General features: G+C 73.2%; 13 protein-coding genes. 8 read left to right on the top strand and 5 right to left on the bottom strand.

Translation table 11 applies throughout. From position 1 onward, the window contains the following. Positions 1 to 127: 127 nt before the first annotated feature. Complete coding sequence (locus ADK67_RS44370) at positions 128 to 796, bottom strand: helix-turn-helix domain-containing protein (RefSeq protein ID WP_063797935.1); 669 nt, start codon at positions 794 to 796, stop codon at positions 128 to 130. Between the two features lie 61 nt (positions 797 to 857). Here ADK67_RS44370 and ADK67_RS44375 point away from each other — a divergent pair, with 61 nt between their 5' ends. Both ADK67_RS44375 and ADK67_RS44380 read left to right on the top strand, forming a co-directional pair. Further along, entirely contained in the window at positions 858 to 1,634 is a 777-nt protein-coding gene (locus ADK67_RS44375) for an NAD(P)H-binding protein (RefSeq protein WP_053722635.1), read from the top strand. Between the two features lie 39 nt (positions 1,635 to 1,673). Then, positions 1,674 to 2,096 (top strand): DUF6328 family protein, encoded by a 423-nt coding sequence (locus tag ADK67_RS44380; protein ID WP_269436178.1) that lies wholly within the window; start codon positions 1,674 to 1,676, stop codon positions 2,094 to 2,096. On the opposite strand, the gene ADK67_RS44385 is transcribed toward ADK67_RS44380, so the two are convergent. Then, positions 2,013 to 4,694 (bottom strand): ATP-binding protein, encoded by a 2,682-nt coding sequence (locus ADK67_RS44385; protein WP_053722637.1) that lies wholly within the window; start codon positions 4,692 to 4,694, stop codon positions 2,013 to 2,015. The two genes, ADK67_RS44380 and ADK67_RS44385, sit on opposite strands and share 84 nt — an antisense overlap. A gap of 427 nt (positions 4,695 to 5,121) precedes the next feature. Between ADK67_RS44385 and ADK67_RS44390 the strand changes: the two genes are divergently transcribed. The 5 genes from ADK67_RS44390 (at position 5,122) to ADK67_RS44405 (ending at position 9,472) form a co-directional block, all read left to right on the top strand. Beyond that, positions 5,122 to 5,643 (top strand): hypothetical protein, encoded by a 522-nt coding sequence (locus ADK67_RS44390; RefSeq protein ID WP_053722638.1) that lies wholly within the window; start codon positions 5,122 to 5,124, stop codon positions 5,641 to 5,643. 73 nt (positions 5,644 to 5,716) lie between these two features. Next, positions 5,717 to 7,012: a PepSY-associated TM helix domain-containing protein gene (locus ADK67_RS44395; RefSeq protein ID WP_053722639.1), complete on the top strand. Its 1,296-nt coding sequence runs from the start codon at positions 5,717 to 5,719 to the stop codon at positions 7,010 to 7,012. Positions 7,013 to 7,152: 140 nt separating this feature from the next. Further along, entirely contained in the window at positions 7,153 to 8,064 is a 912-nt protein-coding gene (locus tag ADK67_RS44400) for an MFS transporter (RefSeq protein ID WP_231648671.1), read from the top strand. After that, positions 8,042 to 8,257 carry a hypothetical protein gene (locus ADK67_RS53190; protein ID WP_197289920.1) on the top strand — a complete coding sequence of 72 codons (216 nt, stop codon included), beginning with the start codon at positions 8,042 to 8,044 and terminating at the stop codon, positions 8,255 to 8,257. Before ADK67_RS44400 ends, ADK67_RS53190 begins: the two co-directional genes overlap by 23 nt. Before the next feature lie 42 nt (positions 8,258 to 8,299). Further along, positions 8,300 to 9,472 carry an alginate lyase family protein gene (locus ADK67_RS44405; RefSeq protein WP_053722640.1) on the top strand — a complete coding sequence of 391 codons (1,173 nt, stop codon included), beginning with the start codon at positions 8,300 to 8,302 and terminating at the stop codon, positions 9,470 to 9,472. A gap of 196 nt (positions 9,473 to 9,668) precedes the next feature. Here the strand turns inward: ADK67_RS44405 and ADK67_RS44410 are convergent, their stop codons facing one another. Beyond that, complete coding sequence (locus tag ADK67_RS44410; protein WP_053722641.1) at positions 9,669 to 10,955, bottom strand: isocitrate lyase/PEP mutase family protein; 1,287 nt, start codon at positions 10,953 to 10,955, stop codon at positions 9,669 to 9,671. Positions 10,956 to 11,021: 66 nt separating this feature from the next. Between ADK67_RS44410 and ADK67_RS44415 the strand changes: the two genes are divergently transcribed. Further along, the gene (locus ADK67_RS44415) at positions 11,022 to 11,699 is read left to right on the top strand and encodes an ArsR/SmtB family transcription factor (RefSeq protein WP_231648672.1); all 678 of its coding nucleotides are present in this window, start codon (positions 11,022 to 11,024) and stop codon (positions 11,697 to 11,699) included. A gap of 12 nt (positions 11,700 to 11,711) precedes the next feature. Here ADK67_RS44415 and ADK67_RS44420 read toward each other — a convergent pair whose 3' ends face one another. Then, a complete protein-coding gene (locus tag ADK67_RS44420) occupies positions 11,712 to 12,461 on the bottom strand; it encodes a PP2C family protein-serine/threonine phosphatase (RefSeq protein WP_053722643.1) in 750 nt (249 codons plus the stop codon). Positions 12,462 to 12,527: 66 nt separating this feature from the next. Next, positions 12,528 to 13,568 (bottom strand): ROK family transcriptional regulator, encoded by a 1,041-nt coding sequence (locus ADK67_RS44425; RefSeq protein ID WP_053722644.1) that lies wholly within the window; start codon positions 13,566 to 13,568, stop codon positions 12,528 to 12,530. Positions 13,569 to 13,617 lie beyond the last annotated feature (49 nt).

A 13,617-nucleotide genomic window follows, 5' to 3' on the forward strand; every position in this document is an offset into this window, starting at 1 on the left:
AGGGTTGGTGTGGTTCCTGGCGCCGCCGCCGGGGCGCCCTCGGACTGGTTGTCCTCGGGTGTTCCGGCGGTGGCGTCAGGGGCCGCACCGGCCCCGGCTATCGCGATCGCGGACTTCGATACACGGCCTAGCAGAAGGTCGCCTCGGGCAGGTTCCCCGCGACGTACGCGCCGGGAGGGACGCCCATCGTGGCCCGGAACTCCCGGGTCAGGTGGGCCTGGTCGTAGTAGCCCAGCTCGGCCGCCAGCCGCGCCCACCCGCCGCGTTCGCCCCGCGCCACGACCTGGCGCACCCGGTCGACCCGCGCGTACTGCTTGGGCGACAACCCGACCGCCTTGGTGAACAACGTGCGCAGGTGCCGTTCACTCACGTCCAGCGCGCGTGCCGTCTCGGCCACCCCGCGCGTCCGCAGCAGCCGTGCCGCCGCGTGCACCAGGTCCGACCGCTTCGGGTCGGTCGACGCGACCCGGCTCAGCAGCGCCGACCGCAACGCGGCCACGTCACCCACCGGCCGGCCCCACACCTCGCTCAGCGGCACGACCTGGCCGGCCAGCTCGTCCACCGGCACGTCCAGCACCGCCTGCGCACGCCCCGGCGCCAACCGCACGACGGTCCGCCGCGCGGCCTCACGCCCGGTGACGTAGCGGGCCCGGTCGCGCGGGCCGATCACGAACGCGCCGCGCGACGCCGTGCACACCACCAGCGTGGTGGCCGTGTCCGGCGCGTGCACGAACTCCCCACCGCGGAACGACTGGTCGCCGATCCCGGAGACCCATGGCCGCAGACGTTCTTCCACGCACCCGACAACCGCCGAAACGTCCAAGACCTTCCCGGACCCCGGCGCGCAGACTCGTCCCATGTTGCTGATCACGGGTGCCACCGGCACCACCGGCCGTGAAGTCGTCCGCCTCCTCACCGACCGCGGTGCCGCGTTCCGCGCCATGTCGCGCACGCCGACCGGCGACCAGGTGCACGGCGACCACACCGACCCGGCGTCCCTCGACCGGGCGATGGAGGGTGTGGACGCGGTGTTCCTGCTCGGTCCCGGCACCTCCGACGCGCCGTCCTACGACCTGGCGCTGCTCGACGCGGCGAAGCACGCGGACGTGCGGAAGGTGGTGAAGCTGGGCGCGATCCCGGTCGGCCCGATCGGCGCGCGGCACCGGCCCGGCGAGGAGGCGGCCCGCGCGTTCCCGGTGTGGACGTTGCTGCGCCCGAGCATGTTCGCGACGAACTCGCTGCAGTGGGTGCCGCAGGTCGCCGCGGGCGAGCCGATCCCGAACCCGATGGGCACGACCAGGTTCGGCATCGTGGACCCGCGCGACCTGGCGGAGGTGGCGGTGCGCGCGCTGCTCGACGACGACCACCACGGCCGCACGTACACGCTCACCGGGCCGGAGCTGCTGAACGTGCCCGAGCAGGTGGCCGTGCTGTCGGAACTCCTCGGCCGCACCCTGTCCACAGTGGACCTGCCGTTGGAGGCGTTGCCGGCCGAGTACGCGGAGGGTCTGCGGGCGGCGCTCAGCGGTGAGGGCTCGTTCCTGTCCGGCGACGTGGCCGACGTGCTCGGACGTCCGGCGCGCGGCTACGCCACGTGGGCGCGCGAGAACTACCCGGGGCTCGCGTCTACGTAGGCCGACCGATGTCTCCGCGACGATGCGGGGACACAGTTCCTGCTCACGTTGGCGTTCACCCCGAGGTTCGGCAGCCTGAACACCTTCCAGCTGGACGTCTACGTGCTCAGCCTCGTGCTCGGCGCGACCTCGACCGCGCTGCTGATCGCGCCGGCGCCCTTCCACCGCCTGGTGTTCCGCCGCCGGCTCAAGACGCAGCTCGTGCGCGCGTCGAGCCACCTCCTGCCGGCAGGTCTGGTGCTGCTCAAGCTCGCGCTGGCGGCCGCGTTGCTGCTGATCCTCGACGTGGTCCTCGGCCGGTGGCCCGCCGTGTGGATCACCGCGGGCATCGTCGCCTGGTTCTGCTTCTGGTGGTACCTGCTGCCGCTGCGCGTCCGGCTAGCCGGACGCGCCCAGGCGCCGGATGCCCTCGCGGGCGATGTCGGTGCGCGACCGCACCCCGAGCTTCGCGAGCACGTGTGACACGTGCGTGGCCACCGTGCGACCGGACAGGAACATCCGTTCCCCGATCTGCCGGTTCGACAGGCCGGCCACGACCAGCTCGGTGACCTTCAGCTCCATCGGCGTCAGGCTCTCCCACCCGTGCGTGGCCCGTCGGTGCTTGGCGTGCGGGCCGCGCCGGATGCCGTGCTCGCGCAACCGGGCCAGCAGCCGGGTCGAGTCCCAGTCCGCGCCGAGTTCCGCGTGCACGTCCACGGCGTGGCTCAACGCCGCCCGCGCCGACGTCCGGTCGCCCGCCGACGCGAACAGCTCCGCCGCCGCCGACAACGCCTTGGCCCGGAACAGCGGCCGACCGGCCACCCGGTACTCCTCGGCCGCGTGCAGCAACCCGACCGGGTCGGCCGACACCAGCGCCCGGCAGCAGGCGGCGGACGCCCGGCGGTGCGGCACGGCCGGTTCGGCGGCCGACGACCCGGCGGCCAGCGACTCGGCGTGCTCGACCGCGGCGGAGGCGTCCTCGCCCAGCTCGACGGCCAGCCGCACGAAGTCCGGCAGCAGGTCTTCCGCGCAGTCCCACCCGGTCAGCACCGACCACGCCTCGCGTACCCGTCCGGCCTGCTCCAGCGCCAGGCTCACGGCCAGCGCCAGCGGCCCGATCACGTGCCCCTCCAGCCCGGTCCCCGCCGCGTCGAGGTGCCGTCGCGCGCCCGCCGCGTCGCCGCGGTGCAGGTGGATCAACGCCGCCACGCCGTGGTCGCACCGCGACACCATCGGGTGCTTCAGGTCGTCGGCCAGCAGGTCCACGTCGACCAGCGCCTCGTCCCACCGGCCGGCGTCCAGCAGCAACTGCCCCAGCGCGCTCTGCGCCTGCCCGAGCCGCACGAGGTTGCCGACCTGGTCGGCCGCGTGCCGCACCACCTGCGCGGACGCGATCGCCTCCGCGCCGCGGTCCAGCTCGCCCAACGTCACGGCCTGGTTGATCTGGAGCAGCAGCCGCAGGTCCGACGTCGCCGGCTCGCCCATGGCCACCGCGAGCGCCCGGTCGAACAGCGGCAGCGCCTCGGTCATCCGGCCGCGCGCCATCGCCACGATCGTGCGCACGTGCAGCGCCCAGCTCGTGGCCCACCGGTCGCCGCCGACCAGCGCGGCCTGCGCGAGCCGTTCGGCGTCGTCCAGGTTCCCGACGTCCCACTGCGCCCGAGCGGCCAGCACGAGCAGCCGCGCCCGGTCCGACGGGGTGACGTCCGGCGCCGCGAGCGCGCGCTCCACCTCCACCAACGTCTCCGCCGAACGCCCGGTCATGCTGCGGCACTGCGCCAACGTCCAGTGCAGGTCGACGAGCGTCCCGTGCTCCAGCCCGGCCAGCGCGACGGCTTCCGCGCCGTGGTGGTCGCCGAGCCGGAACCGCGCCTCGGCCAGGTGCGCCAGCAGCACGCCGCGCCGGCCGCCCGCGTTCGGCGCGACCACGACCCGGCCGAACAGGTCGACGGCGGCCTCGGGTGCGTGCGCGACGAGCATCGAGCCGTGCGCGACGAGCCAGTCCACCACCCAGTCGGGCATCCGGTCGTCGGCGGCGAGCAGCTGCCGGGTCACCCGGTCCACGCCCGCGCCCGTGTCGGCCAACGCCCGCGCCGCCTCGCCGTGCCACGCGGCCCGTGCCGCCTCGGGCACCTCGTCGTACAACGCGGTGCGCACCAACGGGTGCCGGAACGACAAGCCGGCCGTGCCGTCGACCAGCACGCCCGCCACGGTCGCCTCCTGCAACGCGGGCAGCAGCTCCACCACGCGCACGCCGAGCACGGCGGCCAGGTCGGCGACCGGGAAGTCCACGCCGAGCAGCGCGGCGGCCACCAGGACGCGCCGCACGTCCGCGCCGAGGAACCCGATCCGGTCGGCGATCGCGGCCGACAGCGACGGCGGCACGCCCGCGTCCACCAGCCGGGCCGTACCCGTGGCGTCGGTCTCGATCGCCTCGCCCCGCAACAGCGCCTCGACCAGTTCGACCAGGTAGAGCGGGTTGCCGCCGGCGTCCTCGGCCAGCCGCGCCAACGCCTCGTCGGGCGTGCCGCCCGCCAGGTGGCCGGTCAGCTCCACCACGGCGGCCGGCGCGAGGCGCGGCAGCGGCAGCCGGGTCACGCCCTTGCCCAACGCGGCCACGTCGTCCCGGCGCGGCAACGGCCGCAGCACGCCGATCAGCAGCAGCGGCAGTTGCGGCACGAGGCCGGCCAGCCGCCGCCACACCGCGACGCTCGCCTCGTCCGCCCACTGCAAATCGTCCAGCACCAGCACCATCGGGCCGATCGCGCACAGGTCGTCGACGCGCGCCAGCAGGCGTTCGGCGGTGACCGCGGCGCTCTCCGAGCGGGCCACGGCGAGCGCGTCCAGCAGGGGCAGCAGCGGGAGGGGGCGGCCGAGCTCGTCGCCCGCGCCGCGGCACACCCGGAAGCCGCGGGCCGCCGCCACGTCGCACGCCGCGCGGACCAGCGCCGTCTTGCCGATCCCCGGCTCGCCCTCGACGAGCAGCGCGGTGCCCCGCCCCCGGGACAGGTCGTCCACCAGCGCCAGGACGCGGCCAAGCTCACGCTCGCGGCCGGCGAGACGCAGGGTGACGGCACGCACACCATGAGAATACGGCGCAAACGGGAGGTTAACAAGATGTTACATTGTTCGCCAATTAACGTGATCGTCAACCAGTTAGCCGTTTGTTCACGCCGATTCCGCTCCGCGTCCCTCCTGCTGCTGCCACGGTGATCGCCGGAATTCCCCGTTCCCGTCGACTGGAGAACGCATGCGAATCGCCCGAGTGCTCATCGCCGCCCTGCTGGTCGCCGTCTTCACGACCGCCGCGGACCTCGCCACCAGCCCGTTCGGCGGAATGCCCTACAACTGACCGGCGCATTCCACGTGACATCGGAAAACATTCCACCCGACTTGTGCGGATAACGACGAACAGGGGTCGTTCGGACAACGGAGTCCGGCGAACCCGTCGGCGCACCGGGAATCAATCCTCCTTCCGCCCTGGACGTGGCCGCTACGCTGCGGAAGCGTGGCACCGGCCCCGACCCGAGGCGCCGCGCGCGTCGTGCGCTGCGGCGCGGTCGGGCTGTCCACCGGCCTGCTGGCCGTGCTCGCCCACGCGAGCGGCGGCGGCCACCTGCCGTCCCTGCCGCACGTGCTGGTGTTCGCGCTGGCCATCGCGTGGACGTGCGTGCCGCTGACCGACCGGCAACTCGGGTTCCCCGAACTGCTCGGCCTGGTCGGCGTGGTCCAGGTAGCCGCGCATGTGTTCCTCGCCGTGCTGTCGCGGCATCCGCGCGAGATGTTGCCCTCGCCGTCGATGCTGCTGACCCACGTCGTGGCGACGGCGGTCGTCGTCGCGGCCCTGACGGGCTTCGAGCAGGCCGTGTTCCGGCTGGCCGCCGCCATCGCGGCCGTGCTGCCGCGCCGGCTGAGCGCGCCGCCCGCGTTCGCGCCGCTGCGCATCCCGATCGCCGCGCACCCGCGGCAGCCCCTGTCCGAGGTGCTGCGCCGCCGCACGCTGCCCCGTCGCGGCCCGCCCCACTCCTAGGTAGCCGCACCTCCCCACCACCGTCCCGCCCGCCGGGACCGGTGGCATCCCCCCATACCCAGGAGTTCTCGCCATGACCGAGTCCTGGCGCGGCCTCGTGCTGCGCTTCCACTTCTACGCGGGCGTGCTCGTCGGCCCGTTCGTGTTGATCGCCGCTCTCACCGGCGTCCTGTACGCCGCGACACCGCAGTTGGAGTCGTGGGTCTACGCGGACCACCTGCGCGTGCCCGAGTCGACGTCGTCCGTGCCGTTGTCGCAGCAGGTGAAAGCCGCCGTGGCCACGCGACCCGGCGACGACCTGGTCGCCATCCGACCCGCGCCCGAGCCCGGCGCGACGACCCGCGTGCTGTTCGCGTCCGACGGCGACGCGCGGCCGACCGTGTTCGTGAACCCCGCCGACGGCGCCGTGGTCGGCGAGCTGATGACCTACGGCACCAGCGGCGTGCTGCCGCTGCGCACCACGATCGACCAGCTCCACCGCAACCTGCTGCTCGGCGAACCCGGCCGGCTCTACAGCGAGCTGGCCGCGTCCTGGCTGTGGGTGGTGGCGCTGGGCGGCTTGTTCCTGTGGTTCAGCCGCCGCCGGACCCAGCGCACCAAGCCCACCACCCGCAAGCACGCCACCGTCGGCCTGTCCGTGCTGGTGGGCGCGCTGTTCCTGTCCGCGACCGGGCTGACCTGGTCGGCCTACGCCGGTGAGAACGTCGCTTCCCTGCGGCAAGCGCTCGACTGGAGCACGCCGGCGCTGAAGGGCGGCGGCGACCACGCCGGGCACGACATGTCCGACCCCATCCCGGTGATGCCCGGCGAGGTCGACTCCGTGCTGACCCACGCCCGTTCCGCGGGCATCGACGCCGGGCTCATCGAGATCACCGTGCCGCCCATGGCCGGCATGGCGTGGAACGTCACCGAGATCAACCGCGCCTGGCCCACGCAGGTGGACGCGGTCGCCATCTCGGGCGGGCAGGTGGTCGACCAGGTGCGGTTCGCCGACTACCCGCTCGCGGCCAAGTTGACCCGGTGGGGCATCGACCTGCACATGGGCGTGCTGTTCGGCTGGGCCAACCAGCTCCTGCTGCTGGCCATCGGGCTCGGCCTGGTGACGTTGGTGGTCCTGGGCTACCGGATCTGGTGGCTGCGCCGCCCGACCCTCGGCTTCGGCCGCCCGGTGCCGCGCGGGCAGTGGCGGAAGGTGCCGCGGGCGCAGCTCGTGGTCTTGCTGGTGGTGGCCGCAGGCGTCGGCTGGTTCATCCCGCTGCTCGGGCTGAGCCTGCTGGCGTTCCTGGTGGTCGACGCGGTGCTGAGCGCGCGGTCGCGGCGTCGGAAGTCCGGCGAGCCGGCGCCGGAATCGTCGTCGGTGGCGGGATAGCGGTGGCCGGTTAGTCGTGGCCGGCTGAAATGGGCACGACGGCCGAGCCGGGTGCGGGTTAGCCTCCAGCCATGCGCTTTGGTTGACGCCCCGTACCGCCCCCGGCTCGGCCGCTGGCCCGCCTCGCGGTGGGTTGGGCGGTGCTGGCCGACACCGTGCCGATCTACCCGCTGTACGCGCTGCTGTTCGTGTCCACCGGGTTGTCGGACGCCCAGGTCTCCGCGCTGTTCGCGATCTGGTCGACGGTCGCGGTCGTGGCGGAGGTGCCCTTCGGCGCGTTCGCGGACCGGTTCTCGCGGAAGTGGTCCGTCGTCGGCGCCGGCGTGTGCCAGGCGGCCGGGTACGCGCTGTGGACCGCGCTGCCCGGCTTCACCGGCTTCGCGGTGGGTTTCGTGCTGTGGGGCGTCGGCGGCGCGATGTCGTCCGGCGCGGTGGAAGCGCTGCTGCACGACGGGTTGGCGGCGGTCGGCGCCTCGTCGCACTTCGGGCGCGTGCTCGGTCGCGTCACGGCGGTCGGCCTGCTGGCGCAGCTGCCGGCCGCGTTGCTGGCGGTGGTGCTTTTCTCGGCTGGCGGGTTCGCGCTCGTAGGGTGGGTGAGCGTGGCGACGTGCCTGGGCGCGGCCCTGGTGGCGACCCGGCTGCCGGAGACACCGCGACCGGAATCCTCGGGCTACCTGGCCCTGTTGCGGTCCGGGCTGGCGGAGACCGTGCGCGCGGTGGACGTGCGGCTCGCGGTGCTGGTGGTGGCGATGCTGGCGGCGGTGGACGCGTTCGAGGAGTACTTCCCGCTGATCGCGCAGGACTGGGGCGTGCCGGTCGCGCTCGTGCCGCTGGCGACGTTGGCGATCCCGTTGGCCGGTGCGGGGGGGGGCGGCGTTGGGCGGCACGCGGCTGCCGTTGGGCGTGCTGCTGGGTGGTTCGGCCGTGCTGCTGGGTGTGATGGGCGTGGTCGCGCACCCGTTCGGGCTCGCGGGCGTGGCGGTGTTCTACGGCGTGTACCGGCTGGTGTGGGTGAGCGCGGAGGCGCGGTTGCAGTCGCGGATCACCGGTGACGCGCGGGCGACCGTGACGTCGGTGGCGGGGCTGGGCAGCGAGGTGTTCTCGTTCGCCGTGTACGGGGCTTGGGTGTTCGGCGGTGTGGTCGCGGTGGCTCTTCTGGTGCTCGTGCCGGCGTTGTTGCTGCCGCTTTCCGGCCGGTCGCGCTCCCGGCCGGAAGCGGACGACGTGGTCGTTTCACCACCGTGAACCCGGTTGACGGACGTGGTAAAGACCAAACAAGCTCGTGGCATGGTCGGTAAATCGGTCTTATCCGCCGCGGTGGTGGCGGTCAGCGTGGTCGGCTTGGTGGTGGTGCCGGCGCAGGCTTCGGCGGCGCCCGCCACGTTCACCCACCCCGGGGTGTTGGTGAGCAAGGGGCAACTGGACTTCGTGCGGGCGAAGGTGAACGCGGGCGCGCAGCCGTGGCGCGGCGCGTACGACCAGATGATGGCGCACCCGTTCGCCTCGCTGTCACGCGTGCCGAAACCGCGTGCGGTGGTGGAGTGCGGGTCGTACTCCAACCCCAACTACGGGTGCACGGACGAGCGCGAGGACGCGTTGGCCGCGTACACGATGTCGTTGGCGTGGTACGTGACGCGGGACAACCGCTACGCGGCGAAGGCGATCGAGATCATGGACGCGTGGTCGGCGACGATCCGCGACCACACCAACACCAACGCGGCGCTGCAGACCGCGTGGGCGGGCTCGTCGTGGCCGCGTGCGGCGGAGATCATCAAGCACGTGCGCGGCAACTGGCCGAACGCGGGCCGGTTCGCGACCATGCTGCGCGACGTCTACCTGCCGGAGATCGTCAACGGGCGTGCGTCGACGAACGGCAACTGGGAACTGTCCATGATGGAGGCGACGCTCGGGATCTCGGTGTTCCTGGAGGACCGGGCGGTGTACGACAAGGCCGTGTCGATCTTCCGCACCCGGATGCCCGCGTACGTCTACCTGACGTCGGACGGCGCGCTGCCGCGCACGCCTCCTGGCAGCGGCATCGACACGCGTGACGAGATCGTCCAGTACTGGTACGGGCAGACCACGTTCGTGAACGGGCTGTCGCAGGAAACGTGCCGCGACTTCGCGCACACCGGCTTCGGCCTGGCCGCCGCCGCGCACATCGCCGAGACCGCGCACCACCAGGGCCAGGACCTGTGGGGCGAGGTCCGTGAACGCCTGCGTCACGCCTACGGCCTGCACTCGAAGTACCAGCTGGAGCCGATGCCCACCTGGCTCTGCAACGGCACCCGCACCCAATCCCTCGGCCCGACCACCGAGGTGGCGTTCAACGCCCTGCACACCCGCCTGGGCATCGCCATGACCAACACCCAAACCCTGACCGAACGCCAACGCCCCGCCTCCACCGACCGCCTGTTCGTCGCCTGGGAAACCCTGACCCACGCCACCAACCCCTCCTGACCTCGCGCGTGTCGAACCTCCAGAGCGCGCGTGTCGAACCTTCAAGTCGCGCGTGTCGAACCTCCAGAGCGCGCGTGTCGAACCTTCAGGACCCCCGAGTTCAACATTCAGGTCAGGGCCGCTCGTCCCTGAGCGTTGAATTCGGGGGTCCTGAGCGTTCGACACGCGCGACCTGAAGGTTCGACACGCGCGTTTGTCACGGGGTGGATAGGGAGGTGGTTTCGGGGTAGGTGGGGAGGTTGGTGGGGAGAGGGGTGCCGGAGCGGACGGCGGAGGCGGTGCGGACGGCTTCGGCCAGGGCGGCGCGGAACGGGAGCGAGCCGGTGCTCACGCGGCGGACGCCCAGGTTGCGGAGGGTGTCGGTGGGCAGCGAGGGCAGGGTGTTCAGGGGGACCGGGACGGCGGCGACGGCGGCGGCGATGTCCGGCTCCTGGTCGAGGCCCGGGATGAAGATGCCGTCCGCGCCGGCGTCCACGTAAGCCCGGGCACGGGCGAGCGTCGACGCACGGTCGACGCCCAGCCAGTGGGTGTCCACGCGCGCGTTGACGAACAGGCCCGGCGCGGCCTCCTTGAACGCCCGCACGATCCGCGCGTGGTCGGCCGGGTCCGCCAAGCCCGTCCCACGCCCGTCCTCCACGTTCACGCCCGCGACACCGATCTCCCACAGCTCCGCCGCCAACGCGCCGACGTCACCGCCGAACCCCGCCTCCACGTCCACCGTCACCGGCACGGGCAGCCGCACGAGCAGCCGCGCCAACGCCACCGTCTCCGCCCGCGCCACCCCCGCCGCGTCCGGCAGCCCGTGCGCCACCGCCACACCGAGGCTGGTCGTGCCCACCGCCCCGAACCCGGCCCGCACGAAAGCCGCCGCCGACGCGAAGTCCCACGCGTTCGGCAGCACCAGGAAGTCCTCGTGCATCCGGTGGAACGCCCGCGAGCCCTCCACCAGCGCCAACGCGTGCGCCTGCCCCGGGCACCCGTGCCGCCCGCCCCCGAACCACGCCTCACGCAGGTCCACCTCCACCACCGACCCGTCCGGCGCGACCCGCCGCGTCACCGGCACCGGCGGCTCGACCCCGGCGATCAACGCCCGGGTCGCCCCGGACGCCTGCACCAGCACCCCGATCAGGTTGGCCGTCTCCTCGTCCCACGCCCCACCGCACGCCGCGACCAGCCGTGCCACCGCCTCGTCGGCCTCGACGGTCACCTCAACGTGCGGCTGGTAGCACGAGGCCACCACGGCGACGTCCGACGCGACCGACCGCGGCAGCCCCAACGCCTCCGCCAGCACCGCCACCGGCTCACCCGCCCGCCGCAGCGCCCTGAGATCCACAGTGGACAGCGCCCGCTCGACCGACGCCCGCCGCCGCACGTGGTCCGCACCCTCGCTGAACCGCGCCACACCGGCCCGCAGCCAAGCCACCCCCGCCGAAGCCGGTGGCACGGACGGCACGACGTAAGACGAATCCCACAGCTCGCTCATGCCCGCCAACGTAAGCCGCCATCACTTCGGCCGCCGCCGAACCGTCACGAGCGCACAATGGCACCCATGGCAGCCGACGAACTGGCGAACCTGGCCGCGTTGCTGGCCGACCGCAGCCGCGCCCGCTTCCTGCTCGCGCTCATGGACGGCCGCGCCTGGACGTCGAGTGAACTGGCCGCGGCCGCCGACGTGGCGCCCTCCACGGCCAGCGAGCACCTGACCCGCCTGGTCCAGGCCGGTCTCCTGGCCGAACGCCGCCAGGGCCGCCACCGCTACGTCCAACTGGCCGGCCCGAAGCAGGCCAGGCTGCTCGAAGACCTGCTCGCCTACCTGGGCCCCACCGACCCGCCTGCCCGCACGCTCCGCGCGTCCGCCGCCAACCAGGCGCTGCGCCGCGGTCGGACGTGCTACGACCACCTGGCCGGACGCCTCGGCGTGGCCATCACCGACGCCATGGCGGACCGCGGCCTGCTCACCGAAGACCTCGCCCTCACCGACGACGGCCTCACGTGGCTCGAGCACGAGCTGGCGTTCACCCCGCCGGCCACCCGCCGACCGCTGGCCAAGGCGTGCCTGGACTGGACCGAGCGCCGCTCCCACCTCGCGGGCACGGCGGGCGCGCACGTGTGCGCCCAGCTGCACGACCGCGACTGGGTGCGCGGGGTCGGCACGGGCCGCGCCGTGCGCCTCACGCCGACCGGCGAAGCGGCGCTGCGCGACCTCCTCGGCGTGTCAGCGCCTTAACGCGTCAGCGCCTCAACTCGTGAGCCACTTCGGCAGCCACGACGAGTTGCCCGCCGGCAGCACGTCCACCACGACGCAGGTGATGTTGTCCGGCCCCCCGCGCGCGTTGGCCGCCTCGATCAACGTCCGCACGGTCTCGTCACCGTCCGCGGACGCGGTCAGCAGCTCGGCGATCTCCGCCGTGCCCATCACGTCCGACAGCCCGTCCGAGCAGATCAGGTACCGGTCGCCCGCTTCGACGTCCTGGAAGAACAGGTCCGGGTCGTGCGCGCTGCCCGCCTGCAACGCGCGCATGAGCATGGACCGGCCGGGGTGCTCGGCGGCCTGCTCGGCGGCCATCCGCCCGTCGTCCACCAGCGCCTGCACCATGGTGTGGTCGCGGGTGACCTGGGTCAGCTCGCCCTCGCGGACGACGTAGCAGCGCGAGTCGCCGATGTGCCCGACCGCGAACCGCTCGCCGTCCCACAACAGCGCGGTGAGCGTGGTGCCCATGCCGCGCATGTCGAAGTTCTCCTCGGCCAGGTCGGTCAGCCGGATGGCGATCTCCCGCGCCGCGCCGGCCAGCTCGCCGAGCGGGTCGTCGGCGTCGACGTCGAGGTCGGCCAGCACCGCCACCGCGATCGAACTCGCCACTTCGCCGTACGCGTGCCCGCCCATGCCGTCGGCGACGGCGAACAGGCGTTCGCTGAAGTACACGGAGTCCTCGTTCGCTTCACGGCGCAGGCCGGGGTCGGTGCCGACGGCGTACCGGAGCGCATACATGCCGCACAGTGAATCACCCGCACGGGTGCCCGTGAGCAGGGCATGTCCAAATCCGGCCGGCTCCGGTCAGCGAGGACGGCCGTAGAACTCGCTCAGCAGGAGCATCGCCGCACCCGCGGCGACCACGTCATCACCCAGCGGGGTGATCGACACGTCCACCGGCAGCCACTCGTCCTTGGGCAGCCTGGCGCGCACGCCGTCCAGGTAGGCGGCCGGTTCGGCGAGCACGGCGCGACCGGCGAGCACCACGTGGTCGATGTCGAGGAGCTGCACCAGGTCGGCCACCGCCACCCCCACGATGGACGTCGCCTCGACCAGGTCGCCGCGGGCGGCGGCGAGGTTGTGCAGGGCCTCGATGCACCCGCTGCGCCCGCAGACGCACGGTGGGCCGTCGAGCTGGAGGGTGGTGTGCCCGTACTCCCCCGCGTTGGTGCGCACGCCCCGGTGCACGCGGCCGTCGAGCAGCATGCCGATGCCGAGCCCGGTGCCGACGAGCACGAGCACCGCGTCGCGCAGCTCCTCGCCGCGCCGCCACGCCTCGGCCACGACCGCCGTGTTGGTGTCCTTGTCGAGCACGACCGGCAGGCCGAGCCGTCGTTCGGCCAACGCGCGCAGCGGCACGTCGTGCCACTCGCTCAGCCCCGTCGGGTAGTGGACCACGCCCGTGCGGTGGTCGAGGGGGCCGACGAACCCGATGCCGACGCCGAGGAGCCGTTCGCTGCGCAGGCCGTCGACCAGCCGGTTCAGCTCCGCGACGAACGTCGGCGGGTCGAAGTCGCGGGGCAGCGGCGCGACCGCGCGGTCCAGCACGGTGCCGGCGAGGTCGGTCAGCACGACGCGCAGCTCGTCGCGCTCGACCTGGGCGCCGAGCGCGAGCCTGCTGTCGGCGACGAGCTTGAGCAGGGTGCGCGGCTTGCCGACGCCGACGTTGCGGGTGCCGGACTCGACCAGCAGGCCGTCGTCGATGAGCCTGCTCACCACTTTGGACACCGCCTGCGGCGTCAGCCCGCTGCGGTCGGCCAGCTCGACCCTGGTCACCGCCCCGGACCTGGCCAGCCCGAGCACCACCGCGTCGTTGTACCCCCGCAGGAAGCGCAAGTTGGCCACGGGTCCATCATCGCACCTGGCTTTTTACTACACGCCGTTGCTTTAATCA

The sequence above is a fragment of the Saccharothrix sp. NRRL B-16348 genome (assembly GCF_001280085.1).
GTDB lineage: Bacteria > Actinomycetota > Actinomycetes > Mycobacteriales > Pseudonocardiaceae > Actinosynnema.